Genomic DNA, 25,194 nt, shown 5'->3' on the forward strand with positions numbered 1-25,194 from the left:
AATAACAATATTGTTTGATTTGAAAAAAGAATGCTTATAAATTAACCTATACTTAGCATTTGCAAAATCTATTTACAAGAATTTAATAGAAGATTTATCCATCCAACCCGTAGAACCATTCACAAGTTCTAGCTCCACCCAATTCTGGAACGTATTTAAAATCTGCACTTTTGTGCCCTCATGAAGTAGAAACAACTCATTGCCTCTTAAATTAGGTTCGTTCCTAACCGAAACTTCTTCAGCAAAAACAATGGCGAATTCCTTGTTTTGAGTGACACTGCTTAGATAAAATGCAAATATCAAAGAGACAAACGAAATTATTACTGCGCTAATTGCAACTGTAAAAAATACGCGTTTCCATTTACTGGCAATACTAAAATAATAGAGTAAGAATAAAACTGAGAAAATTACAACTCCTAATATTGCAATCCATGCCCAGCCATTAAAACTAAAAATGCTTATAGCATTAGTAATAAAATTTGATAAGCCAGATTTCGGAATCACTTTAATATCATCTATTACCATATTACTAGCAAATTCCAAATTGTTCTTGATCGTTTTGTCTGTTGGATCCAACAATAAGGCTTTTTCGAAATTATAAACACTTTCAGCTATATAATTGAGTTTATAATGTGCATTACCTAGGTTAAAATACAACTCTGCAGATTCTTCTCCGTTTTTGAGAACTTCCGTATATCGACTTACAGCCTCAGGGTAATTACCATTATTATAAGCTTCATTAGCTTTTTCAAATAATGCATTATTCTGCCCCATCATAGGAACGCAAATTAATAGTAAAAGGAAAAGTATTCTTTTCATGCTTATAACTGTTTATCTAATGCTGAAATAGTTGCTGCAGCTTTTTCGTAATCCTGATTCATTGTAACACTAGATGATGGTGCATACCTCGCAAATTCACAAGTTTCTATAAGAGAAATAAAGTCTTTATTGGTTGCAGGATCTACACTCCTGTCTTGCAATAGCAAATCTATTTTTTCTTTGCTCATTTCGTTTGTTTGAATATGCAGTTTCGCTTTAAGATAATTGTGCAATGCCCGCTCCAAAGCTATATAAAATGCTTTTTGATCTCCCAGATTATTCTTAGCTTCTGAAAGATATTTCTTAGCAAGGCGATTCGCTTTCTTAATCTTTTTACCCTGAACATCATTTGTGATTTCTCTTCTCTTTTTACCAAGTACTATTCCTAAAAATACAACTGCTATTGGAAGTGATAACAAGGTCCAGAATAAAGCGGAGCCTAAAAAAGCACCCGAATTAATAGGCTTTAAATTGGTGCTCAACTTAATGTATTCAAATTGCTTTCCGGTAGCTTCAATTGGAAGTTTGTTTGCAGTATTCCCTGCTGAAAATGAGGAATTAGCTGGAGCACCTGATACATCCAACAAAATTTCTTCTGCATTAATCGTCTTGTAGCTTTTACTGCTAAGATCAAAGTATGAAAATGATAAGGCAGGAATAGGGAAATTTCCCTTCTGGTTAGGCACAACGGTATAAGTATCTGCAATGCTTCCTTGTGTACCATTAAGATCTGTTCTTACGTTCTCAATTCTTTCCGGCTCATATAATTCGATAGAATTTGGCACTTCCAGCTTAGGAAGGTCAAAAAGTTTTAAATTCCCTTTTCCAGAAACTTGTACCTTAAAAGTCAAAGATTCTGTAGCTGCTAATTTGGTCTTACTGGCGTTCACTTTAAAATCAAAATTACCGACAGCTCCCGTAAAATTAGATGGTTTATTAGCAAGTGGTAATGGTTTTACATTGATGTTTCTTTTTCCTGCAGTAACCGTTTTATCTACTGTAGTGTACAATCTACCTCCAAAAATATCCCGTCGCTCACTTGGGACATCTACAGATACTGTGAGGGCTAAAGGTTGTATTTCCAGTTCCCCTGTTTTTTGAGGATACAAAATAGTTTTTCTAAGGACTACAAATCTATAAGGCTCTCCTTCGTAGGTTCCAGATTCGATTTTTAACTGCTTTATATCTATATTCTGACTCCAAAAATCACTGTAAACAGGACTATCCATTTCTCTCCAATTGCTTACACTCACCAATGGACTCACATACAATTTATAAACTACTGTAATAGCTTCGTTTAAAAACGGATTAGCATTAGAGATTTCTGCAACTAAATGCAAGTTTTCTGAAGCAACAAAATCAGAGTTATTCCCATCTGTTGGGGTTTCCACTGCTGAAGTGATCTCTACTTGTATTGGTGTAGTTTTATAGATATCGCCGTCTATTGTGATCTCAGCCTGTGCTATCGTGACTTTTCCACGTGATGTTGGCGCCAGAAAATAACTGTAGGTTTTAGAATAGGTGCGTTTCCCATTGATCCAACTATTACTAACTGCCTGATTAGGCCCACCAACAACGGTAAATCCTTTAAAAGAGGGCGGAATAAAATTATCCCCATCCTTATTCATCTCAAAGTCTACCCTCAAGCGTTCATTTACTCCCAACTTATTTTTGCTCGCCTTGGCTTCAAACCTTACCTGAGCAACAGAAATTGTAGAGATCGCTAGAAAAAACGATAGTATGATTATTCTTAATTTCATTCTTTAAATGCTCTTTTTATTGAATCTTTGATCCTTTCTACCAGTCTTTAGCTGTTCTTGTTTTTGCCCCTTTGGCCTTTTCAGCATTTATTTTATCCTGAACTTTTTTCTCTTCGTTGTTCATGGCTTCCAATAAATTCTTTATTTGCTGAGGAGAAAGCTGTCCTGGCTGAGGCTGCTGTGGTTGTTCTTTTTCCTGCTCCCCTTTTTCGTCTTTTTGCTCTTTCTGATCTTTTGGCTCTCCTTTATCGTCTGGCTTTTCAGGTTCTTTTTTAGGCTCTTTCTCCTTATCTCCACCTTCGTTTTCCTTATTATCGCCTTGATCTTTTTTATCCTTTTCTCCTTTATCGTCTTCCTTCTTATCTTTATTCTGATCTTCTTTTTCCTTCTCCTTATCTTTTTGATCGTCTTTTTTGTCGTCCTTATCTTCGTTTTCTTGCTGCTCTTTTTCCAACATTTTCTTAGCTAAAGCCAAATTATATCTGGTTTGCTCATCTGCTGGATTATTTCTCAATGCATTTTTATAAGCCTCAATTGCTTCAGCATATTTTTTCTGATCCATATAGGAGTTCCCCATATTATGAAAAACATCGTGCTTATCTTCCTTCGTTTCAGCCACTTTTGCAGCTTGCTTATATCTTGAAGTAGCTTGTGCTGGTTTTTCTTTTCCGTAGTACATATTAGCCATATTATATCTAGCTGGGGTACTAGTTTCATTTTTAGAAACCGCTTTTCTGTAGGATGCTTCTGCGGAAGAAAAATCGTTTTCACCTAATTCGTCTGCTGCACTTTTTAAAATTTTGTTGGTTTCACGATTCAATTTCTTATCGTTCTCCTGGAGCGTTTGTGCTTGTATTCCTGAAACAAATAAGAAAAAACCCATCAATAATAAACTGATGCGCGAAGGGGTTAATTGAATTTTCAAAAAGTTCTTCATCCTATTTTTTATGTTCATTAAAAAGATCTAATCTCTTGATCCATCTTGTTTTTCTTTCCAGTAAAAAGACATCTAAAAGTATCAACAATATTGCCAATCCCAAAAACCACTGAAATTGTGACTGATAGTCTGCAAATTGTTTTGCTTCAAACTCTGTTTTATCCATATTCTGAAGGCTTTCTGTCACTTTCTCTAAAACCGAATTAGTAACATTACCTTGAATATATTCTCCATTCGCATCATTTGCAATATCTTTTAGTGTAGTTTCGTTCAGCTTGGTGATTACAGTCTCGCCATTCTGATCCTTCTTATAAGTCTGAATAATACCATTTCGCTTAATTGGGATTGGCCCTCCTTTTAAAGAACCCACTCCAATAGTAAAGATACGTATCCCTTTATCTGCTGCCTCTTTTGCTACATTTCCAATATCGCCTTCATGATCTTCCCCGTCACTTATAATAAATAGAACTTTGCTGGTTTGGTCTTCTTCATTAAAATAAGTTGAAGAAAGCTCTATGGCTTCTTTAATGGCAGTTCCTTGAGAAGAAACCATATCTGTATTCATAGCCTGTAAGAACATCTTAGCCGAAGCATAATCTGTTGTAATTGGCAATTGTGGAAATGCACTTCCTGCATAGGCGATGATTCCTACCCTATCACTCGCCAAATTGTTGATGATCTGCGTAACCAACTGTTTAGACTTTTCTAACCTATTTGGAGCTACATCTTCTGCCTCCATACTTTTAGAAACGTCTATAGCAAAAACAATATCTACCCCTTCTCTGGTTACTGTTTCCATTTTGGTTCCTATTTTAGGATTTACCAAAGCAATTATTAAACAAGCAAATGCCAACAGCAGTAAACTAAATTTCAACCAAGGCTTAAAAACAGATTTATCTGGAGTAAGTTGTTCCAACATTTCTGCAGATGCAAACTGCTTTTGCTTGGATTTTCTCCAAAATAATAAGCCTATAAAAAGAACTACCAAGACAGGGATGATGAGCAATAACCAGAAAAATTTTTCTTCTTCTAAAATATACATCTGTGTGTTCCTTTATATATGTGAGATTTCCCTCGTAATCTTTTCTAAATAAAACTTCTGAAAATCGTGAACCTTAAAAATAATTCTAACAATAATATTAATCCGGCAATTAATACCAGCATTCTAAAATTTTCTTGATAATTATAATATTTAAATTCTTCAACTTCGGTTTTTTCAAGACTATCTATTTCCTTGTAGATGTCTTCTAACTTTTCATTGTTTGTTGCTCTAAAATATTTTCCTCCTGTAGTACTTGCAATTTCCTTAAGCAGCGCTTCATCAATTTCTACTTTCTGATTGCCATATTGAAAGTTTCCATTTGGCAAAATCCCCATTGGAGAAAGTGCCATTCCGTTACTACCAACACCAATAGTATATACTTTTATACCGTATTCTACGGCCAACTCACTGGCTATTTTAGGGTCTATAAAACCAGCATTATTTACACCGTCTGTTAATAAGATGATCACCTTACTTAAGGCTTTGCTGTCTTTAATTCTATTAACAGAAGTAGCCAAACCCATTCCAATAGCCGTCCCATTGACTAAAACAGGGCTGTAATCTATATCTTTTAAAGAGCTCAAGACAACTGCTTTGTCGCTAGTGATGGGCGTTTTTGTAAAACTCTCTCCCGCATACTGCACTAATCCAATTCTATCTGTAGGTCTACCCTTAATAAATTCGCTCGCTACTTTCTTTAAAGCCTCCAGTCTATTTGGTTTTAGATCGCGGGCCAACATACTTGCAGAAACATCTATAGCGAGTACAATATCTATTCCTTCTGTAGAGGTTGTTTTGGTAGAAATATCTGTAGTTCTAGGTCTTGCCATTGCAATAATAAGCAAGGCTAAAGCCAATAAACGAAGGACAAACAATCCATGTTTCAAATATGGAAGAACGCTACGGTTTTTCTTAAAACCTTGAATGCTGGACATCTTTAAAGATGCTTGTTGCCTGTCTCGTTTCCAAAAATACCAAACCGCAGCTACCGGTAGTAAAACTAAAAGCCAGAAAAACTGTGGATTCTCAAATGTGAAATTGTCAAACATTAATTTGTGGATTTTTCAAATTCAACTGAATTGATTATTCTATTTGCAATCTCATCGGCATAAGTATCTTCCTCATTATAGATCACAGTTATTTGTTGAAAACCACCGCTCACAGCAAAATTCAGGATGATATATTTCTTATTAATGCTTCTATCCTTTTCAGGGATTTCCATTTCTAGGGTTCCAAAAACTTTAATGCCCTCAACCCCTTCTAAGGTGCTATATTCTTCATCTTTTGTGATGATGTTTTTTGCGCCTTTCTTTTCCAGATTCGCATAAACGCCATCTACAGCTGTATTTAATTCAAATTTCACGTCTTTTTGAAATCTTACCGTACTTAAAACGACATACAGCTCTTCCTCTAGTTTCCCGTCTATAAAGGTTTCGTTACCCACCAACATTTCCTTCGCCTCATTAGGCATGTCTATTTCTCCTCTTTTTAATACTCTTGGAGTAACTATGCTAACTGATGGATCTCCATATTCACTTTGTATCCATTCTCCATCTAACAATTCCTTTGTTGGGTTTCCGCCAAAAAGATCTACCAAATAAGTATAACCATTAGTATTCACTAAAATAGTTCCTATAATAATGAGTAGAACTAATCCCGAAAGAGAGAAGGTGATTATCTTCTTCTTTCTTTTCTTTTTTAATTGAAGCTGTCTATATTCTTCATCCTTAAGTAATTCCTCTTCTGTAGGTTCAGGAATTGCAGCTTTGGTATCTATAATAACATGTTCAATTTTAGACCTGTCGTCTTTAGCTGTAATAATATCTGGTCTGGAATTGGCGAACTTAGCAAGATCTGCTCTTTGAAGGATCACTTGTAGATCTGTAATAGTTTGATCACTAAGCTTAAGCTCTCCAGTTTGCTTTTTCAGTTCCAGAAAATGGATCAGTTCTGATGTGGTGCTTTCCATCGCCCTCAAATGAACCTCATCTTCTATATATCTCCTAACCGCTTCAGTTAATTTTGAATAGTATTCCTTAGTTTGTCTGTTCTCTAATAAATGAGATTTATCCAATTGTTCCAGCTCAAATAAGGCTCTTTCATAAGGTGGCAATTGCTTGATCGCAGCATCTCTTTTCTTTTTTCTTCTGATAAAAAAGAATGCCAAACCAGCTATTATGAGGATTCCCAAAATCCACCATATCCAATTAGCAATTGCAAATCCAGAAGGGACTTCCATGGCTGGCTTAATAGGAAACATTTTTTGTTTGGTAGTATCTACTACTACATCTGCAACCTCAACCTGAAAAGAATCGGTTAAGAAAGCACGCTCATTTATTAAAACTCGCTGCTGCGGAATGGTATAACTACCCGAATCAAACTGAGTTAAATAATATTCTTTAAGTAATCTAAATCTATTTTCTATTCTGGAAGTGTCTGTAGATAAAGATTCTACTACTTCCAAAGGATTAAATGTTGCACCTTCAGGAAAAACGACTAATGCTGTGGAATCTGCCTCAACAGAGATCTGATATTTTATTTGCTCTCCAATTTTTATGGAGGTAGAATCTATTCCCGCAGAAATTTGTGGAGTTTGAGCAAAACTACTTATTGAAAAGAATAATATAAGTCCGAAAAATGCCATTTTTCCGAAGCCTTTTAAATAGCTGGAAAAATTTAAGAAATAAGCTAGTTGACTTATTTGTAAAGCGTAATTTCTAAATGTTGAAAATTTTTGTGTCATTATAAATACTTAGCCTCTTCTTTTAAAATAACCCAATAATTTCTTTACATAACCTTCATCTACGCGTGTGTTTATTGTGCCTGCTCCGCTTTTATTAAAGCTCTCTTTAAAATAAGCTTCTCGCTCTCTAAAATATTTAGCATAAGCGGTTCTAACAGATTTAGCACCTGTATTCACCATCATCATCTCACCCGTCTCGGCATCTAACATTTGCACCAAACCTAGATTTGGAATTTCTTCTTCCCGCTCGTCGTAAATTCGTATTCCGGTAACATCGTGTTTCCCACTAAGAATCTTTAAAGTTTGCTGATAGCCATCTGTCATAAAATCTGAAAGCACAAAAATGATCGCTTTCTTCTTCATTACGCTACTTGCATATTTTAGCGCTTCAACTAGATCTGTATTTTTACCTGTAGGTTTAAATTCTAGTAATTCCCGAATAATCCGAAGCACGTGTGATCTTCCTTTTTTCGGTGGAATAAATAATTCCATCTGATCTGAAAAAAGTAACAACCCAATTTTATCGTTGTTCTGTGTTGCCGAAAATGCCAAGGTAGCAGCAATTTCTGTAATGATCTCCTTCTTAGACTGAAGATTAGTTCCAAAATATTCAGATCCAGAAATATCTACCACCAACATCATGGTTAATTCCCGCTCTTCCTCAAACACCTTTACAAAAGGCTCATTATATCTTGCAGTTACATTCCAATCTATACTTCGTACATCGTCTCCAAATTGGTAACTTCTAACCTCGCTAAAGGTCATTCCTCGACCTTTAAAGGTAGAATGATACTCGCCCCCAAAAACGTTATTGCTTAAACGCCTGGTCTTGATCTCAATTTTTCTGACTTTTTTAAGTAGTTCTTTAGTATCCATAGCTCTTAAAGCTCTGATGAAGGTAGAATAGAATTAATATTTGGAAATGAATTTAGATTTTTGATCCATCTAAGGTACTTCTACCTCGTTGATGATTTTCTGGATAATATCTTCTGAAGTTATATTTTCTGCTTCAGCTTCATAAGTAATTCCAATTCTATGTCTTAACACATCATAAACAATAGCGCGAACATCTTCAGGAATTACATAACCTCTTCTTTTTATAAAAGCATAACATTTAGCCGCGATAGCCAAGTTGATACTTCCACGAGGAGAAGCTCCAAAATTTATAAGTGGTTTTAATTCTTCTAAATTGTATTTTTCAGGAAATCTGGTAGCAAATACAATATCCAATATGTATTTTTCGATCTTCTCGTCCATATACACTTCACGAACTGCAGCTTGCGCTCTGGCAATTTGTTCTAAAGTAACTACCTGATTCACTTTTTCGAATCCTCCTTTTAAATTGGCTCTTATAATAAGTTGTTCATGTGCCATTTCAGGATATTTGATCACTGTCTTCAACATAAATCTATCTACTTGAGCTTCTGGCAATGGATAAGTTCCTTCTTGCTCTACAGGATTCTGAGTAGCCATAACCAAAAATGGTCGGTCTAATATAAAAGTTTGGTCCCCAATAGTAACCTGCTTTTCTTGCATAGCTTCTAATAATGCCGATTGCACTTTTGCTGGGGCACGGTTAATCTCATCTGCTAATACGAAATTGGCGAAGATTGGCCCTTTTTTAATGCTGAAGTCATTTAACTTCATATTATATATCATTGTTCCCACAACATCTGCAGGTAAAAGATCTGGAGTAAATTGAATTCTACTAAAACTTCCATGTACCGCTTGAGATAGGGTATTAATTGCTAAGGTTTTTGCAAGCCCAGGAACTCCTTCTAAAAGGATATGCCCTTGCCCCAATAAACCAATTAATAAACGCTCTACCATTTCTTTTTGCCCAACAATCACCTTGTTGATCTCGGCTGTAAGAATATCTACAAATGCACTTTCTCTTTCTATTTTCTCATTAAGACTTGAAATGTCTACCGGAGCATTATTTTCTATCATGGATATAACTTTTAATATGTGAAGATATTTACAAATTACGAAAGGTGCAAGTAGAACAATTATTGAACCATAAACGTTAAAATTAAAATAAAAAAATAGGGCTCCCTAAAATTTTTCAATTTTAGGGAGCCCATCTGAAAAAGAAATCTAACCTCTAATTCAAAAAGATCGTTTCTAAATCTATAGTTCCATTAGCGGTTACCTCAATGTTATTCATTGTTTTTACCTCGAAACCTGATAATAAAGAAGGTTTGATAGTCACTTTATAAATTCCCGCAGGAACACCATTTAATGCAAACTCTCCATTGGCATTTGTATATGCAGAAATTGTATTAGTTGCACTTTGTGCAGTGATCTCACTCTGGAAATTAGTTGGATGTACAGCTCCTATAATTATTCCGGTTTCTGAAGTTGCAGTAGCACGTATAACTGGTTTCAATATATATGAGCCAGATTCACCAGCTTTAACGATAGATTTATCAACATCAAAATCCAATAAGAACTCATATTCCTCACCAGCTTCTAATTCTTGGTCTACCTTAATCTTTAATCCAGATTGTTGAGCGCTTGATGTGCTTAATTCTTGTCTTGATCCATCATTAAGAATTAAATAATTGTCACCTCCAAGTACTAACCTAATTTGGCTAAGGTATCCAGCTTCAACCTCTGCATCTGCCAATAATTGGGTTACACCACCTGTTAAAGTTAAAAGATCATACTTTCCTGTTTGCACTCCAGATAAACTAACCCAATCTTCTTCATCTGAAACTGACTCATCAGATTTAATCATTACATCAATCACATTCACAAAAACTGATTTGTAGTCCCCTGGTGCATCTGTCATTCTTACCTTTACTCTAGCAGAGCCGTCTCCATCATTAGAATCGTCATTGCTACAGCTAAACAATACAGTAACAGCTAAAATTGCTATTAAAAATCCTGTAAATTTCTTCATTCTCATACTCGATAATCGCTTTTTCATATATTAATTGAATTGGTTTTGGAGAGGATAACGACGCATTTTAGAATAGATTTTATGCTAAGCCAACAATTAACTATTTTTAACAAGACTTAACATTCGTTTACAACTAAAACCAGATTAATTCTGGATACATTTTATAGCTTAAAAAGATCTTTAAATCTCAAAATTGAATATGACAAAAATTGCATTAATCACAGGAGCCACTAGCGGAATTGGAAAAGCAACCGCCTTTGCATTAGCTAAAAACAACATCAATTTGATCTTATGCGGAAGAAATACAAAAGTATTAAAAGAATTGGATATAGAACTATCTAAACAAGTTGATGTAATTACTTTAAATTTTGATGTAAGGGATAAAACTGAAGTATTAAAAAAAATTAAGGGATTACCAGAAACATTTCAGAATATAGATATCTTAATCAATAATGCAGGAAACGCTCATGGTTTGGATCCAATACAAAATGGAAGTCTAGAAGATTGGGATGCCATGTTGGATATTAATGTAAAGGGATTACTGTATGTAAGTAAAGCTATAATACCAGGAATGATCGAGCGAAAATCTGGACATATTATAAACATTGGTTCTACTGCCGGAAAAGAAGTATATCCAAATGGAAATGTGTATTGCGCCAGTAAATTTGCCGTAGATGCTCTTAACCAAGGAATGCGAATAGATCTTAATAAAACAGGAATCAAAGTGGGTGCAGTAAATCCCGGCTTAACACAAACAGCCTTTAGTAAAGTGCGTTTTAAGGGAGATGAAGAAAAAGCAGAAAAAGTATATCAAGGTTTTGAAGCACTTCAGCCAGAAGATATTGCAGATATTATCTCTTTTGTGGTTTCCAGACCTTATCATGTAAATATTGCAGACCTTACTGTAATGCCTTCAGCACAAGCGAGTAGTACTATTCTTAATAAAAACATCTAACTTTTAATAAAAAAATAGAAATAGAAAATTAAGAATTTTATAATGATCAACAAACGGCTTTTAATAAAAAACTTACTCGCCCATAATGACGAGAATAGCTTTTATGATAAAAAGCGTACGTTGAATATTGGTCAAAAAGAAGGAAAAGCTAAATTCTTAAAGCATGTATGTGCGTTGGCAAATTCGAATCCTAAGAACAATTCATATATAGTGATTGGAGTAGAAGATGAAGACAACTTTATTACGGGTGTAGATTTTTTTGATGACAGTAAAATTCAGAATTTAATTAATGCTTACTTAAATAATCCTCCATTAGTTTCTTATGAGAACATTCCGTTTCCTCATCTTCCAGATCATTTGGTAGTGGGATTAGTTACTATTAGACCTAATAACGGGAAAGTATGTGCCTTGCGTAAGAATATTTGGAAATATTATGGTGGAGCGGTTTATATTAGAGAAGGAAGTATTAGCATGCCTAAGAATTTTGGAATAGAACTAAAAGACATTAATTCTAAACTTGTCGATTCAATAGAAAATCACGCTCAAAATAATATTGAGCTTACTTTAGACGGGGTTTTCGATTTTATGAATAAACGTAAAGATTTTCACCCTACGTATAAAGTATTTAAGGAATATTTTGTGGTTTGCTGGGCAGGGAAAACTAAGCAAATCAAAGGAGAAACCTACTATTCCAGATTGGATATAGAATTAATAAATGAACAGGTGAAATTATTTTATTCTGAACTGGACGTTGTAAGCATAAGCATTGATAAGGACTATTTTAAGATTGTGGAATATGTGCATTTAGGGCTTCAAGATAAATACCAATACTATCCGCTGGAGGAAGTGAGTATCAGTTTTAAAGATAATGCGGGATATGATATGGAAAGTAAATTGTTATTTAAACCACCACAATTCGACAAAAAAATTCTTTATCATATTTATAATTCAAACAATGCATTACTAGCAAAACTAAAAAATGCTTCTCCACTTAGTAAAAATGAAGAGAAAGACCTGCTTAAAATGCCCGCGGCTTATTTAATATGTTATTTCAATGAATTTGATAATTCCATAGATAAATTAGAAGAAGCAAAAGAATACTTAAAAACTCATAGCACTAAGGCATATCAAACTTATAAAGAAAGTATCAGGATCCTTAGAAAGGTAAAATATAATTAAGATGAAAAGGACGATTGCTATAGGCGACATACACGGTGGACTTAAAGCCTTGATCCAGTTACTGCAAAGAATTGATCTTACACCAAACGACACTCTTATTTTCTTAGGAGATTATGTAGATGGATGGAGTGATTCTGCAAATACTGTGACTTATTTAATTGAATTGGCTAAGCAAAACACCTGCATCTTTATTCGAGGTAATCATGATGATCTTACTGAAGCATGGTTAAAATCAGGAGATTTAAATGAGCAATGGCTTCAACATGGCGGTCAGTCTAGTATAGATGCTTATAGAAATTTTTCTTCAGAAGAAAAGGAAGCACATCTTAATTTCTATTCTCAAATGCTTAATTATCATATAGATAAAAATAATAATTTATTTGTGCATGCAGGATTCACCAATATTAGAGGACCCGAACAAGAATATTTTCCAAAAACTTTATTTTGGGATAGAACACTTTGGGAAATGGTTCTTTCTCTGGATAAAAAAATGGCCAAGGATAATGACTATTATCCCAAACGTTTGCTTATTCATAACGAGATCTTTATTGGACATACCCCTGTAACCCGAATTGGAAAAGATAAACCGGTAAATATTGCAAACGTTTGGAATATAGATACTGGTGCTGCTTTTAAGGGGAAAATTTCTGCAATTGATATAAAAACCAAAGAAATTTGGCAAAGTGACCCTGTGCATGAACTATATCCTGAAGAGGACGGCAGAAATTAAGAAAAAATTTGGCATACAAACCTGAATAACTTCATATATTTGAAATTATTATGATCTAAGCATCATTTTTGATGTTTAATATTGAAAAGATACGCCAGCGCTTTACAGAATTCAGTTTTTGTAATGTATGGAAACCCTAAAAAAAGTATGCTATGGCTTTAGATAATATCCGTTTAGAAGTAATGAAAACTGTCGAGAAACAGGTAGATAGTTTCGTAGATAAGTATTTGATACCCGTTGAAGAAATTTGGCAGCCAACAGACCTATTGCCAAATCTACAAAACGAAAATTATTTAGATGAAATTAAACAGATCCGTGAAGAGTCCAAAGAATTAGGTTATGATTTTTGGGTAGTACTCGTAGCCGATATGGTTACAGAAGAAGCTTTGCCTACTTACGAATCCTGGTTAATGGACATGGAAGGTGTTCAACAACATGGAAGACAAGATGGATGGTCTAAATGGATTAGACACTGGACTGGAGAGGAAAACCGACATGGTGACACCTTGAACAAATACCTTTACTTATCTGGAAGGGTAGATATGCGTGAGATTGAAAAAACTACTCAATATCTTATTAGTGACGGTTTTGATATTGGAACCGGACGTGATCCTTACAGAAATTTTATTTACACCAGTTTTCAAGAATTAGCAACCAATATTTCCCATAAGCGAGTTGGACAACTTGCTAAGAATAAAGGAAATAAAATGCTTGCTAAAATGTGTAATGTTATTGCTGGTGATGAAATGAGACACCATTTGGCTTACAGGGAGTTTGTAAATATCATTTTTGAACATGATCCAAGTGAAATGATGTTGGCTTTCCAAGACATGATGAAAAAGAAAATTGTAATGCCGGCTCAATTTATTAGAGAATCTGGGGAAGGGATTGCAACAGCGTTTGAAAATTTCTCCAATGCGGCGCAACGTTTAGGTGTTTATACAACATATGATTATATAGACATACTACAGAAATTAAATGATTATTGGGAAATTGATAAGTTTACGTCTCTAACAGATGAAGCAGAGAAAGCTAGAGATTATCTTATGGCATTACCAGATAGAATGACACGTATTGCAAGTAGAATTTCTGTACCTCAAGATCAACACCAATTTAAATGGGTTGCTGCCAACGGAATTCTATAATCTCCATAATAATTTAAGACAATAAAACCCGAAAAATTTCGGGTTTTATTATTTCATATAAAATGATTTTTAGAACTGTTATAACTTCATTTCTGGAATGTCGCCTTCAATAATTAAAGTGCCTTCAGTAGCCTTTTTGATGTCTTCTACACTTACTCCTGGAGCTCTCTCTAATAATTTAAATCCCTTATCTGTAACCTCGATCACTGCCAGTTCTGTAACTATCTTAGTAACACAACCAACTCCAGTTAATGGCAAAGAGCATCTTTTAAGCAATTTAGACTCTCCAGCTCTATTGGTGTGCATCATGGCAACTATAATGTTTTCTGCAGAGGCCACAAGATCCATAGCACCACCCATGCCTTTAACCATTTTTCCTGGGATCTTCCAATTGGCTATATCTCCATTTTCGGATACTTCCATTGCCCCTAAAATTGTTAGATCTACATGTTGACCTCGAATCATCCCGAAGCTCATGGCAGAATCAAAGAAGCTAGCGCCTGGCAAGGCAGTAATAGTTTGTTTTCCTGCATTAATTAGATCGGCATCCTCTTCTCCATCAAAGGGAAAAGGACCCATTCCTAAAATTCCGTTTTCACTCTGGAATTCAACATTTATATCGTCTCTAACAAAGTTGGCCACCAATGTTGGAATTCCAATACCAAGGTTTACATAATATCCGTCCTGAACTTCTTGAGCTATTCGCTGTGCAATTCCGTTTTTATCTAACATAAGAATGTGTTGATTTGAAAATGTGTTGATTTGAAAATTATCTCTTTTTTGCTGAACTTATTATTTTGGAAATAATCTTCATTATAATATTTAAGTCGTTTAATAGTTGTGGGTTTGGCTGAGGTAGAAATGTTGATTTATCGCATAATTCTAACCAATATTAAGTTTCATCGCCCTCTTTAGCTGCAATTTTAAATTTATGAATAAAGTCTTCGGTACTTTCAGAATTCTGTGCTTCTCTTACATCAGCGCCTATGGACGTACCGCGTTTAAATAGCTGTGAAGCCATTTCGAATTTTCTATCATTCCTCAATTCTTCTGCAAATGAAATTACTTTTAGAGAAAACTCATAAGTCTTATTAACAATAATATTTTCCTTATCATCTCTCAACTTTCAAATTTTCAGATTAGCCAATTTTCAAATTATTTTTGTCTAACTGTTCTCTGTTCAATTCTCTTTTCATAATTCTTTCCTTGAAAGATTCGCTGAACAAATATTCCTGGAATATGAATTTGATTAGGATCCAATTCTCCGGGTTTCACTAATTCCTCAACCTCAGCCACAGTAATTGTTGCTGCACCGCACATTAGAGGATTGAAGTTTCGCGCTGTTCCTTTGAAAATAAGATTTCCAGCTTCATCCCCTTTCCATGCTTTTACAAAGGAAAAATCAGCTTTATATGCATGTTCCAGAACATACATTTTCCCATCGAAATCTCGAGTTTCCTTACCTTCAGCAACCTCAGTTCCAAATCCAGCAGGAGTATAAACTGCAGGAAATCCTTGCTGTGCTGCCTGACATTTCGCAGCTAACGTACCTTGAGGGGTTAATTCTACATCCAACTCACCGCTAAGCATCTGCCGCTCAAATTCAGCATTTTCACCCACGTAGGAAGAGATCATTTTTTTAATTTGCTTTTTTTGAAGTAGTAGACCTAATCCAAAATCATCTACCCCTGCATTATTAGAAATACAAGTAAGGTCCTTGACATTGAGTTTTACTAATTCTGAAATAGAGTTTTCGGGGATTCCGCTAAGTCCGAATCCACCTAACATCATTGTCATCCCGTCCTTTACACCTTCTAGTGCATGCTGAACGTTCTTTACAGTTTTTTTAATCATTGAAATTTCATTTGTGGAAATTTACAAAAAGTTTAAACTTACTACAACGATTTCATTAAGGCAATTTTCTTAAAGTGGCATAAGAATTAAAGATTCTAAGCTTTTTAATTAAAAAAACGAGAACTATTTAGAATAGCTCTCGTTTTGAATATTTATTTTGAATCTGAGTTCTCTAAAAATCCAACTCGTCTGGAATGTTTTGAGAGTCGTTCTGTCCCCTTTTATAAGTGTCACAATTAATTTCTATTGATAAGTTCTCTGGTCTAGGAAAAGCTCCGCTAGAAACTCCTAGATCCTTTTCAGAATATACATTTTTCATATACGTTCCCCAAATAGGTAAAGCCATGGTAGCTCCTTGCCCATAAGTGATTCCTGGAAAGTGCACCGCACGATCTTCTCCACCAACCCAAACTCCACTTACTAAATTAGGAACCATTCCCATAAACCAACCATCACTCCCATTTTGAGTGGTACCTGTTTTACCCGCGATTGGATTTTTAAAATCATACGGATAGCCAGTCATTGTTTTTTGATAAAAATCATTATTTACTCCCCAACTCCCTCTTAATCTGGTTCCGGTTCCAAATTGAGTAACTCCTTCCATAAGATTAACGGTAACAAAAGCTGTTTCTTTACTTAAAACATCTTTAGTTTCTGGTACATGCTGGTATAGAACCGTTCCATTCTTATCTTCAATTCTATTTACAATAACTGGTTTTACATAAACACCTTCATTTGCAAAGGTTGAATAAGCAGATACCATCTCAAATAAGCTCATATCTGCAGTTCCTAGAGCAATAGAAGGAACTGCTGGAATATCTTTAGTGTCTACTCCTAGTTTGCTTAGTAATTCTATTACGGGCCTTGGACCAGTTTTAGAAATCAATCTTGCAGAAATAGTGTTTACAGAATTTGCAAGTGCATTTTTAAGAGTCATCATACCCTCATATTTACCATCACTATTTGCAGGAGACCAGTCGTTTTGTGCGCCCATTCTACCAGCTTCAATAGTAAAATGATTTCTAGGCAAGGTATCGCAAGGAGATAATTTTAGTTGTTCTATTGCTGTAGCATAAACAAAAGGCTTAAAGGTAGATCCAACTTGTCTTTTTGCTTGCTTAACATGTTCGTATTTAAAACTCTTGAAATCTATTCCACCAACCCAAGCTTTAACTTCTCCTGTTTGTGGTGTCATAGACATCATCCCAGCCTGAAGAAAAGATTTGTAATACAAAATAGAATCTCTTGGTGTCATAATAGTATCTCTGGTACCTTTCCAGCTAAAAACTCTCATTTCCCTTTTTTCATCGAAAGATTTTAAGATCTCATCCTTAGATTTTCCTTGGGCTTCCATTTTATGCCATCTTTCAGAAACTCTCATGGCATTTTTCATAATATTTGCAACCTCATCTTCATTCACATCTCTAAATGGCGCTGTTTTATTATTTTTATTCTGCCTATCAAATTCTCTCTGAAGATTAGCCATATGCTTTGCAACTGCATCTTCTGCAAATTCTTGCATTCTAGAATCTATACTCGTGTAGATTCTTAATCCATCTCGATAAATATTATAATTAGTACCATCTGCCTTCGGATTTTTCTCGATCCAATCTTTCATGAAACCTTGAAGGTATACTCTAAAATAAGTAGCGATACCTTCATCATGACCCTGAGGCGTAAAACTGATCTTCATCGGGGTTTGTTGTAAGGAGTCCTTTTCTTCAGTAGTTAGAAATCCATTTTTCTCCATTTGCTTGAAAACCTGATTCCTTCTTTGTTCTACAAGTTCTGGCCTTCTCACAGGATTGTAAAGTGCAGAATTTTTCAGCATGGCAACTAAAACTGCAGATTCTTCCAGTTTTAAGTCCTTCGCTTCTTTATCAAAATAAATCTTAGCCGCAGAACGAATTCCTACTGCTTGATAAATAAAATCGTACTTGTTGAAATACATCGTAATGATCTCCTCTTTGGTATACTGACGTTCCAAACGAATAGCGATAATATATTCCTTAAACTTCTGAATTACCCTTTCAAAGAAGTTTTTAGAAACATCTTCAGTAAACAAAAGTTTAGCTAATTGCTGGGTAATTGTACTCGCACCCCCGCGAGAACCCAAGAAAATAGCTGCTCTCAATGTCCCTTGAGCATCTATTCCAGAATGCTGATAATAACGTTCATCTTCTGTAGCAACAAGAGCTTCAATTAGGTGATCTGGAAGGTCATCAAACTTAATTGGAGTTCTATTCTCACTATAATATTTTCCAAGTGTTTCGCCATCTGAAGAAAAAATCTCTGTAGCTAAATTAGTTTCAGGATTTTCCAGCTCTTCAAATTTCGGCATTTTCCCAAAAGCGCCCCATCCAGCAAGCAAGAACAAGAGAACAATCACTAATATCCCTGCTCCAAATAGAGTCCAGAAACCTATAATATATTTTCTAAAACTAGTGGGCTTTTTAGAATTCTTAGGGGTTGTTTTTTTTGAAGGGTTTGCCATGAGTGCCATTACATTAATTGGGAGTTTTTTCAATTCGGAAACCTATTTCAGTGATCCCTTTAAGATTTTCTATACCTTTTTCGTTTCCATTCTTACGCATAGCATGCTGAAGGGAAACCTTATATTTTCCTGATTCTGGGAACTTAACCTGCTCTTTATACCAGAGTTTATTTTCTTTTACATCAGCAAATCCTTCGCCAAGCCATTTACCATTTGGAGCTGCCATTTCATATTCCAATGTATCTGTAATCACTTTACCCTGTGGGAACTGGATCTCTGAAATCAAAAAAAGGTTACTATACTCCAAATCATTATTATTTCTAACATTGATAAACAAATTATAGCTTTGTAAAGTATCTATGTTTTTAAGAGTAAACGTTAAAACTGAATCTTTATTCCATTGATTAGGAAGACTTTTATATTCGTCGAACACACGTTCTTTATCGCAGCCAATAAAAACAACAGCCAATAAAAAAATCAATAAAAAGGATCTAGTCATTATTGGACGGTTTTCCTTTTTTACGTTTATTTTTTCTTCGTTTCTTAGTATTTGTTGATTTTGGTGTATCAAACCTGGTAAGACTATCTTGACCAACAACATTGGTGTAATCTGTTTTTGAGGCTTTTTCAACCTCTATTAAAACTTCATATTCCTCTAAACTAGCGATAGTTTCTTTTGCAATGTTGGCTTTCACAATCTTGGATGCCTGCTCTGCAGTTAGTTTATGCCAATTCATCCATTCGCCTTCATAAGCATACCAAAGCACCCCTTGGAAAATGTCTATTTTTTGGCAAACAGCTGTTCCTTTTTTAGTATAAAGTTTAGTGTCTGTTTTCGGGAAAACTTTTAGTGCATCTAAATAAGTGTCTAACTCGTAATTTAAACAACATTTCAACTTCCCACATTGACCCGCTAATTTTTGGGGATTCAAAGATAATTGTTGATATCTCGCTGCAGAAGTGTTTACAGATCTAAAATCTGTTAACCATGTGGAACAACATAATTCTCTCCCACAAGACCCAATTCCACCTAACCTAGCTGCTTCCTGACGGAATCCAATTTGGCGCATTTCTATACGAGTATTAAATTCTCGTGCAAACTCCTTAATTAACTGACGGAAATCTACTCGCTCTTCTGCGGTATAATAAAAAGTGGCTTTAGAACCATCCCCCTGGAATTCAATATCACTTATTTTCATGCGAAGATCTAGCCTAATAGCTATTTCTCTAGCACGAACCTTCATTTTATCTTCTTTATCTCTTGCTTCTTGCCAAACATCTATATCTCTTTGGGAAGCTTTTCTATATATTTTAAGTACCTCTTCACTATCCTCTTTAACTTTCTTCTTTTTCATTTGAACTCTTACCAATTCTCCGGTAAGGGTTACTACACCAACATCATGACCTGGTGAAGCTTCTGTAGCAACTACATCTCCAATGCTTAAAGTTAAATTTTCTGGATTATGAAAAAACTGCTTCCTGCCATTTTTAAATCGAATCTCAACACAGTTAAAAGGCTCTACCCCATTTGGTAAAGTCATATTAGCAAGCCAATCAAAAACAGTTAATTTATTACATCCATCAGAACCACAGGTTCCGTTATTTTTACATCCTTTTGGCTGACCATCTTTCCCGGTCGCGCAAGTGCTACATCCCATACTATATATATTGAAAACCCTAACAAAACAAGGCTTGTTGGATTTGGAGTTATTATTAATTCTCAAAAAGTAAATATACCAATATTTATTGGTCTCGTGGAAATTCCCCCAGATTACTTAATGCTTATACTTTAAGACTTCTGACCTTCCTTTTTTAAAGATTTTATTGCTATTTGGTATCCCTTTTCTTAGTGCTTTTTGCTCTTCAAAAGGGAGTGCATTTATTTCCTTACACGTGTTAGAGCAGCATGTATCCATTGATTTAGAACATTCTTCGCACTGAATAAATAACAAATGGCAGGCTTCATTCGCGCAGTTCACATGTGTATCACAAGCTTTTCCGCATTGATGGCAATTGGAAATAACTTCATCTGTAATGCGCTCCCCTCGTCTATGATCAAAAACGAAGTTTTTACCCACAAATTTATTTTCCAAAGATAGATTTTCAACCTGTCTGGCATACTCAATAATACCACCTTCTAACTGAAAAACCTTTTTGAAACCTTTGTGTTTATAATATGCACTAGCTTTCTCACATCTAATTCCTCCAGTACAATACATTACCAGATTTTTGTCTTCTTTATGTTCTTTTAGATCTTCTTCAATAATAGATAAAGAATCTCTAAAAGTATCCACATCTGGAGTGATAGCCCCTTTAAAATGGCCTATTTCACTCTCATAATGATTACGCATATCAACCAAAATAGTGTCGGGATCATTAAGAAGCTCATTAAATTTATCGGCATCAACATGCACCCCTTTATTGGTGACATCGAAGCTTTCGTCTTCCAAACCATCTGCAACGATCTTATCTCTAACTTTCACTTTAAGCTTGAGAAAAGATTTTAAATCATGCTCAATAGCAATATTCAGTCTTATGGTCTCAAGAAAATAAATGCTATCTAAAAATTCTTTAAATTCATCGAATTTCTTTGCTGGAACGGAAAGTTGCGCATTTATACCTTCTTGGGCAACATAGATCCGTCCAAGAACCTCCATTGCATCCCAGGCAATAAAAAGATAATTTCTAAATAATTTTGGATTTCCAATTTTGGCGTAGGCGTAAAAAGAAAGTGTTAACCGGTCTTCCCCGGCTTCCTCGATAAGAGTAGCTCTTTCCTTTGCGCTTAGTTTATTGTACAGTTGCATGCTATACTAATATTTTAAGTTTAAAGAATAATTTTTGCAAAGGTAAAACATTAAAGTCAAGCACAAAAAAATGCCTTGAAATTCATTTTTCAAGGCATTTTTTTTGAATGGCTAATTCGTTATTTAAAATTTTAATTTTTCGTTAAAACAATTAAATAACGTTATCCACCATCAACTCTAACATTTCTAACCCCAAGTATAGAAACGCCAGAATCAACTCCATTCAAGATTAAACTTATTTATATAAAACGCATAGTTATTGGTCTTACTATAAATAAGATGTAGATTATACAAAAAGGTTGCGTGTTAAAATTGTAGTGAATGAAAACTTGTACTATTTTAGCAGCACGCAAATAAAAAAGAAGAAATGAGCAACGAAAAAGAAAAAGAAGCAAAGTTAAAAGCCCTGAAGCTTACCTTAGATAAGATGGATAAAACTTATGGAAAGGGAACGGTAATGAAAATGAGCGACCAAGCGGTTTCTGATGTAGAAGCTATTTCCACTGGATCTTTAGGTCTTAATGTTGCCTTAGGTGTTGGCGGATATCCAAGAGGAAGAGTAATAGAGATCTACGGTCCAGAATCTTCCGGAAAAACAACTCTTACACTTCATGCCATTGCTGAAGCTCAAAAAGCGGGAGGTATTGCCGCATTTATTGATGCAGAACACGCATTTGATAGAACGTATGCTGGAAATCTTGGTGTAGATATTGAAAATTTAATTATCTCTCAACCAGATAACGGAGAACAAGCGCTAGAAATAACCGATAATTTAATTCGCTCTGGTGCTATAGACATTATAGTGATAGATTCTGTTGCTGCACTTACTCCTAAAAGTGAGATTGAAGGGGAAATGGGTGATTCTAAGATGGGATTGCATGCACGACTAATGTCTCAAGCACTTAGGAAACTTACTGCGAGCATTAGCAAAACCAATTGTACTGTAATATTTATTAACCAACTTAGAGAGAAAATTGGAGTAATGTTTGGGAATCCCGAAACAACTACTGGAGGAAATGCTCTTAAGTTCTATGCTTCTGTAAGATTGGATATAAGAAGATCTACTCAGATAAAAGATAGCAACAGTAATGTGTTGGGTAATAAAACTCGTGTAAAGGTTGTTAAAAATAAAGTTGCACCTCCTTTTAGAATGGCAGAGTTTGATATTATGTACGGAGAAGGAATTTCTAAAATTGGAGAAATTATAGACATAGGAGTAGATTATGAGATCATTAAAAAAAGTGGTTCATGGTTTAGTTATGAAGAAACTAAGTTAGGCCAAGGTCGTGATGCTGTTAAAGCAATCCTTAAAGATAATCCAGACCTAATGGATGAGTTGGAAGTGAAAATTACAAATGCAATTAAAATTGCAAAGGAGCAATAAACTGCATTTTTAAAGACTTTTAAAAAAAAACCCGCAATTGTGGGTTTTTTTTATGTTTATACGCAACCCTTTAGCTAAAAACGCATCTGTAAACTATAGAACCTGTAAGGTTTGATGGTTATTAATATGAAAAGACTACTGTTATTTACACTTGTTGCTTCCTTAATTTTAGGTTGTTCAAAAGATGATGGTGATTCTTTAAATCAGGAATTAGTTTCAACAATAGCTGTAAACATCCCAGATAGTTTGAAAACCGGACAGTCTTACGTGTTTGATGTTCTTTATAGAAAAACGACTAATTGTCATTATTTTTCGGGATTTGATGTCTCTAAAAATGTGAATACGATTGTTGTTGGTGTTGTAAACAATTACAGTTCAGTTATTAATAATTGTAGTACAAACGGAAATTTACAGGAAACAGCAAAATTAAATTTTGTTGTAGAACGGGAGGATTTTTATATCTTTAAGTTCTGGCAGGGAAAATCTTCAGTAGGTGAAGACATTTTTTTAACAAAAGAGGTTCCAATTAGTTCGTCAGGATTATAAATATTAACAAATTACCCCAACTATTGAGTTTAGAAAAACTCATACATAACTGTAAGAAACAGGATATTAAAGCGCAGGAACAATTGTATAGGCTATACGCCAATAAGTTGTTTTCTGTTTGTTTAAAATATTCTAATAGCTACCAGCAGGCTGAAGACAATCTGCAGGATGGCTTTATTATAATATTCAATAAAATCAAACAGTATCAGGATAAAGGTTCTTTTGAAGGTTGGATGAAGCGTATTATGATTAATAACACTCTTCAGAAATATAGAAAACAAACGGTTTTTGAAATTGTTAATGAAGAACATCTAAAAGAACCAGAAGTAGAAATTGATGATGAATTAGTTTCCGTAGATTATTTATTAAAGATTATACAAGAACTGCCAGATAGATATAGGCAGGTATTTAATTTTTATGCATTAGATGGATATTCTCATAAAGAAATAGCAGAAATGATGCAAATCTCGGTAGGTACGTCTAAATCTAATTTAGCCAGAGCACGAATTATATTAAAAGAAAAGATTGAGGCCAGTCAAATTATGCCTGCAGCCCAGTCTTATTGAGAATGGAGGAAAAAAAGCACATAGATAGAATTTTCCAAGAAAAATTTAAGGATTTTGACGCTACTCCGCGCGAGGTGGTGTGGGAAAATATTTCTTCAAGATTAAATGAAAACAAAAGAAAGAATAGAATTTTACCTATTTGGTATAAAATTGCAGGTGTAGCTGCATTACTTGCATTATTCATTAATTATGCAAGTGGTTTATTCAAAAATACCACATCCAGTTCTCCATCTATATCTACAGTGGTTAGTGATGGTTCTTTAGATATTAGTTTAGCCTCCCAACAATACACCCAAAATATGATTAGATCTTCTATCATACTTAAGGCTATAATTCAGGACACAAATAATAAACAAGCAGATAGAACTATAGTAACAAAAGGAAGGAGTATTGCTGAGAGCTCTAATTTAAAAGAAGAGCAAAGAAATACAAAAGTGATTTCTATGGTTGCTAGTGATAAATATTCTTATAGAGATTTTAATACCACTGATGCAAGCGCTAGCATAGAAGAAAATAAAACTACTTTAGAGAGTAAAAAAGATCTTCCAATTCCATCTGAAAAAACTGAAGACATTTCTTTAGCAGAAAATACACTTTCAACCAAAAAAATTCGAGTGTCCACTATGGCGGCTCCAATTTATTACGATAATCTTGGAAGCGGTACTTCTATAGATTCGCAATTTAAAAACAATGCGAGTAGTGGGGAGATATCAATCTCCTATGGAATTAATCTAGCCTACCAAATTTCAGAGAAGATCAAAATAAGGTCTGGTATTAGTAAAGTAGATCTAAGTTATAATACAAATAACATTGCTTTCACCGCAGCTGTAAATCCTACGGCCTTAAGTAGTATTAATTATTCTGATGGAAATGTACCTAACTTCAGAATAGAAAATAGAACAGTTAGACAGTTTAGTAATTTAACTGCCTCTGCAGAATTCAATCGCGCTAGTTTGGCATCACCAACTGCTGGATATTTAAATCAGAAATTAGGCTTTATAGAAGTGCCTCTGGAAATAGAATATGTTATTATAGACAAAAAAATAGGGTTAAATATTATTGGTGGGGGTAGTACTTTATTCCTTAATAATAATATGATCTCCTTAAATTCTTCAGACTTTTCCACAAACCTTGGGGAAGCCAATAATCTAAATAATATAAGTTTTACTACAAATCTTGGAGTTGGATTAGATTATAACATTTCTCCTCAGTTTCAATTGAATTTTGAACCAATTTTTAAGTATCAGCTAAATACTTTTACCAAAACTACAGGAAGTGTAAATCCGTATTATTTTGGTGTGTATTCTGGATTTAGTTTCAAATTCTAG

The 25,194-nt window shown here is 34.5% G+C and carries 24 protein-coding genes; 8 read left to right on the top strand and 16 right to left on the bottom strand.

The window, feature by feature from the left end:
• Positions 1 to 72: 72 nt before the first annotated feature.
• From I130_RS05275 to I130_RS05315, 9 genes are all read right to left on the bottom strand, one after another.
• Positions 73 to 819 carry a tetratricopeptide repeat protein gene (locus I130_RS05275; protein WP_034920191.1) on the bottom strand — a complete coding sequence of 249 codons (747 nt, stop codon included), beginning with the start codon at positions 817 to 819 and terminating at the stop codon, positions 73 to 75.
• A 2-nt stretch (positions 820 to 821) separates the two neighbouring features.
• The gene (locus I130_RS05280) at positions 822 to 2,579 is read right to left on the bottom strand and encodes a BatD family protein (RefSeq protein ID WP_034920192.1); all 1,758 of its coding nucleotides are present in this window, start codon (positions 2,577 to 2,579) and stop codon (positions 822 to 824) included.
• A 37-nt stretch (positions 2,580 to 2,616) separates the two neighbouring features.
• The gene (locus tag I130_RS05285; RefSeq protein ID WP_034920503.1) at positions 2,617 to 3,516 is read right to left on the bottom strand and encodes a tetratricopeptide repeat protein; all 900 of its coding nucleotides are present in this window, start codon (positions 3,514 to 3,516) and stop codon (positions 2,617 to 2,619) included.
• A gap of 1 nt (position 3,517) precedes the next feature.
• Positions 3,518 to 4,558 carry a vWA domain-containing protein gene (locus I130_RS05290; RefSeq protein WP_034920194.1) on the bottom strand — a complete coding sequence of 347 codons (1,041 nt, stop codon included), beginning with the start codon at positions 4,556 to 4,558 and terminating at the stop codon, positions 3,518 to 3,520.
• A 44-nt stretch (positions 4,559 to 4,602) separates the two neighbouring features.
• Entirely contained in the window at positions 4,603 to 5,607 is a 1,005-nt protein-coding gene (locus I130_RS05295) for a vWA domain-containing protein (protein WP_034920196.1), read from the bottom strand.
• A complete protein-coding gene (locus I130_RS05300; RefSeq protein ID WP_034920198.1) occupies positions 5,607 to 7,301 on the bottom strand; it encodes a hypothetical protein in 1,695 nt (564 codons plus the stop codon). The genes I130_RS05295 and I130_RS05300 overlap by 1 nt, the downstream gene beginning before the upstream one ends.
• 9 nt (positions 7,302 to 7,310) lie before the next feature.
• The gene (locus tag I130_RS05305; RefSeq protein ID WP_034920200.1) at positions 7,311 to 8,177 is read right to left on the bottom strand and encodes a DUF58 domain-containing protein; all 867 of its coding nucleotides are present in this window, start codon (positions 8,175 to 8,177) and stop codon (positions 7,311 to 7,313) included.
• 69 nt (positions 8,178 to 8,246) lie between these two features.
• Complete coding sequence (locus I130_RS05310; protein WP_034920202.1) at positions 8,247 to 9,251, bottom strand: AAA family ATPase; 1,005 nt, start codon at positions 9,249 to 9,251, stop codon at positions 8,247 to 8,249.
• Positions 9,252 to 9,405: 154 nt separating this feature from the next.
• Positions 9,406 to 10,233 (bottom strand): DUF4382 domain-containing protein, encoded by an 828-nt coding sequence (locus I130_RS05315; RefSeq protein WP_051119614.1) that lies wholly within the window; start codon positions 10,231 to 10,233, stop codon positions 9,406 to 9,408.
• A 172-nt stretch (positions 10,234 to 10,405) separates the two neighbouring features.
• Here I130_RS05315 and I130_RS05320 point away from each other — a divergent pair, with 172 nt between their 5' ends.
• The 4 genes from I130_RS05320 to I130_RS05335 all read left to right on the top strand — a co-directional run bounded on the left by I130_RS05320 (position 10,406) and on the right by I130_RS05335 (position 14,215).
• Positions 10,406 to 11,161 (top strand): SDR family NAD(P)-dependent oxidoreductase, encoded by a 756-nt coding sequence (locus I130_RS05320; protein ID WP_034920207.1) that lies wholly within the window; start codon positions 10,406 to 10,408, stop codon positions 11,159 to 11,161.
• Positions 11,162 to 11,203: 42 nt separating this feature from the next.
• On the top strand, positions 11,204 to 12,340 hold the full coding sequence (locus I130_RS05325; protein WP_034920209.1) for an ATP-binding protein: 1,137 nt from the start codon (positions 11,204 to 11,206) through the stop codon (positions 12,338 to 12,340).
• Position 12,341: 1 nt separating this feature from the next.
• On the top strand, positions 12,342 to 13,070 hold the full coding sequence (locus I130_RS05330; RefSeq protein WP_034920212.1) for a metallophosphoesterase family protein: 729 nt from the start codon (positions 12,342 to 12,344) through the stop codon (positions 13,068 to 13,070).
• A 152-nt stretch (positions 13,071 to 13,222) separates the two neighbouring features.
• The gene (locus I130_RS05335) at positions 13,223 to 14,215 is read left to right on the top strand and encodes an acyl-ACP desaturase (RefSeq protein ID WP_034920214.1); all 993 of its coding nucleotides are present in this window, start codon (positions 13,223 to 13,225) and stop codon (positions 14,213 to 14,215) included.
• A gap of 78 nt (positions 14,216 to 14,293) precedes the next feature.
• Here I130_RS05335 and I130_RS05340 read toward each other — a convergent pair whose 3' ends face one another.
• The 7 genes from I130_RS05340 to I130_RS05370 form a co-directional block, all read right to left on the bottom strand.
• Positions 14,294 to 14,947 (bottom strand): CoA transferase subunit B, encoded by a 654-nt coding sequence (locus I130_RS05340; protein WP_034920216.1) that lies wholly within the window; start codon positions 14,945 to 14,947, stop codon positions 14,294 to 14,296.
• A 160-nt stretch (positions 14,948 to 15,107) separates the two neighbouring features.
• Positions 15,108 to 15,338: a four helix bundle protein gene (locus I130_RS05345; protein ID WP_316928444.1), complete on the bottom strand. Its 231-nt coding sequence runs from the start codon at positions 15,336 to 15,338 to the stop codon at positions 15,108 to 15,110.
• 32 nt (positions 15,339 to 15,370) lie between these two features.
• A complete protein-coding gene (locus I130_RS05350) occupies positions 15,371 to 16,069 on the bottom strand; it encodes a CoA transferase subunit A (RefSeq protein WP_034920219.1) in 699 nt (232 codons plus the stop codon).
• Between the two features lie 172 nt (positions 16,070 to 16,241).
• The gene (locus I130_RS05355) at positions 16,242 to 18,563 is read right to left on the bottom strand and encodes a penicillin-binding protein 1A (RefSeq protein ID WP_034920221.1); all 2,322 of its coding nucleotides are present in this window, start codon (positions 18,561 to 18,563) and stop codon (positions 16,242 to 16,244) included.
• A gap of 13 nt (positions 18,564 to 18,576) precedes the next feature.
• Entirely contained in the window at positions 18,577 to 19,062 is a 486-nt protein-coding gene (locus tag I130_RS05360) for a gliding motility lipoprotein GldH (RefSeq protein WP_034920224.1), read from the bottom strand.
• Positions 19,055 to 20,221: a stage 0 sporulation family protein gene (locus I130_RS05365; protein WP_034920227.1), complete on the bottom strand. Its 1,167-nt coding sequence runs from the start codon at positions 20,219 to 20,221 to the stop codon at positions 19,055 to 19,057. Before I130_RS05365 ends, I130_RS05360 begins: the two co-directional genes overlap by 8 nt.
• A 117-nt stretch (positions 20,222 to 20,338) precedes the next feature.
• Positions 20,339 to 21,370, bottom strand: a complete 1,032-nt coding sequence (locus I130_RS05370) for a rhodanese-related sulfurtransferase (RefSeq protein WP_034920229.1) — start codon at positions 21,368 to 21,370, stop codon at positions 20,339 to 20,341.
• Between the two features lie 367 nt (positions 21,371 to 21,737).
• Between I130_RS05370 and recA the strand changes: the two genes are divergently transcribed.
• The 4 genes from recA to I130_RS05390 all read left to right on the top strand — a co-directional run bounded on the left by recA (position 21,738) and on the right by I130_RS05390 (position 25,194).
• The gene (recA, locus tag I130_RS05375; RefSeq protein WP_034920233.1) at positions 21,738 to 22,754 is read left to right on the top strand and encodes a recombinase RecA; all 1,017 of its coding nucleotides are present in this window, start codon (positions 21,738 to 21,740) and stop codon (positions 22,752 to 22,754) included.
• A 126-nt stretch (positions 22,755 to 22,880) separates the two neighbouring features.
• Positions 22,881 to 23,300 carry a hypothetical protein gene (locus tag I130_RS05380; protein WP_034920236.1) on the top strand — a complete coding sequence of 140 codons (420 nt, stop codon included), beginning with the start codon at positions 22,881 to 22,883 and terminating at the stop codon, positions 23,298 to 23,300.
• Between the two features lie 23 nt (positions 23,301 to 23,323).
• Positions 23,324 to 23,866, top strand: coding sequence for an RNA polymerase sigma factor (locus I130_RS05385; protein WP_034920237.1), 543 nt, complete (start codon positions 23,324 to 23,326; stop codon positions 23,864 to 23,866).
• Positions 23,867 to 23,868: 2 nt separating this feature from the next.
• Positions 23,869 to 25,194, top strand: a complete 1,326-nt coding sequence (locus tag I130_RS05390) for a hypothetical protein (RefSeq protein WP_034920239.1) — start codon at positions 23,869 to 23,871, stop codon at positions 25,192 to 25,194.

Source organism: Gillisia sp. CAL575, from assembly GCF_000403785.1.
GTDB lineage: Bacteria > Bacteroidota > Bacteroidia > Flavobacteriales > Flavobacteriaceae > Gillisia.

Excerpts from the sequence above, each read along its gene's own strand:
- I130_RS05275 (WP_034920191.1), bottom strand. The coding sequence starts at position 819 with ATGAAAAGAATACTTTTCCTTTTACTATTAATTTGCGTTCCTATGATG.
- I130_RS05280 (WP_034920192.1), bottom strand. The coding sequence starts at position 2,579 with ATGAAATTAAGAATAATCATACTATCGTTTTTTCTAGCGATCTCTACA.
- I130_RS05285 (WP_034920503.1), bottom strand. The coding sequence starts at position 3,516 with ATGAAGAACTTTTTGAAAATTCAATTAACCCCTTCGCGCATCAGTTTA.
- I130_RS05290 (WP_034920194.1), bottom strand. The coding sequence starts at position 4,558 with ATGTATATTTTAGAAGAAGAAAAATTTTTCTGGTTATTGCTCATCATC.
- I130_RS05295 (WP_034920196.1), bottom strand. The coding sequence starts at position 5,607 with ATGTTTGACAATTTCACATTTGAGAATCCACAGTTTTTCTGGCTTTTA.
- I130_RS05300 (WP_034920198.1), bottom strand. The coding sequence starts at position 7,301 with ATGACACAAAAATTTTCAACATTTAGAAATTACGCTTTACAAATAAGT.
- I130_RS05305 (WP_034920200.1), bottom strand. The coding sequence starts at position 8,177 with ATGGATACTAAAGAACTACTTAAAAAAGTCAGAAAAATTGAGATCAAG.
- I130_RS05310 (WP_034920202.1), bottom strand. The coding sequence starts at position 9,251 with ATGATAGAAAATAATGCTCCGGTAGACATTTCAAGTCTTAATGAGAAA.
- I130_RS05315 (WP_051119614.1), bottom strand. The coding sequence starts at position 10,233 with ATGAAAAAGCGATTATCGAGTATGAGAATGAAGAAATTTACAGGATTT.
- I130_RS05320 (WP_034920207.1), top strand. The coding sequence starts at position 10,406 with ATGACAAAAATTGCATTAATCACAGGAGCCACTAGCGGAATTGGAAAA.
- I130_RS05325 (WP_034920209.1), top strand. The coding sequence starts at position 11,204 with ATGATCAACAAACGGCTTTTAATAAAAAACTTACTCGCCCATAATGAC.
- I130_RS05330 (WP_034920212.1), top strand. The coding sequence starts at position 12,342 with ATGAAAAGGACGATTGCTATAGGCGACATACACGGTGGACTTAAAGCC.
- I130_RS05335 (WP_034920214.1), top strand. The coding sequence starts at position 13,223 with ATGGCTTTAGATAATATCCGTTTAGAAGTAATGAAAACTGTCGAGAAA.
- I130_RS05340 (WP_034920216.1), bottom strand. The coding sequence starts at position 14,947 with ATGTTAGATAAAAACGGAATTGCACAGCGAATAGCTCAAGAAGTTCAG.
- I130_RS05350 (WP_034920219.1), bottom strand. The coding sequence starts at position 16,069 with ATGATTAAAAAAACTGTAAAGAACGTTCAGCATGCACTAGAAGGTGTA.
- I130_RS05355 (WP_034920221.1), bottom strand. The coding sequence starts at position 18,563 with ATGGCAAACCCTTCAAAAAAAACAACCCCTAAGAATTCTAAAAAGCCC.
- I130_RS05360 (WP_034920224.1), bottom strand. The coding sequence starts at position 19,062 with ATGACTAGATCCTTTTTATTGATTTTTTTATTGGCTGTTGTTTTTATT.
- I130_RS05365 (WP_034920227.1), bottom strand. The coding sequence starts at position 20,221 with ATGGGATGTAGCACTTGCGCGACCGGGAAAGATGGTCAGCCAAAAGGA.
- I130_RS05370 (WP_034920229.1), bottom strand. The coding sequence starts at position 21,370 with ATGCAACTGTACAATAAACTAAGCGCAAAGGAAAGAGCTACTCTTATC.
- recA (WP_034920233.1), top strand. The coding sequence starts at position 21,738 with ATGAGCAACGAAAAAGAAAAAGAAGCAAAGTTAAAAGCCCTGAAGCTT.
- I130_RS05380 (WP_034920236.1), top strand. The coding sequence starts at position 22,881 with ATGAAAAGACTACTGTTATTTACACTTGTTGCTTCCTTAATTTTAGGT.
- I130_RS05390 (WP_034920239.1), top strand. The coding sequence starts at position 23,869 with ATGGAGGAAAAAAAGCACATAGATAGAATTTTCCAAGAAAAATTTAAG.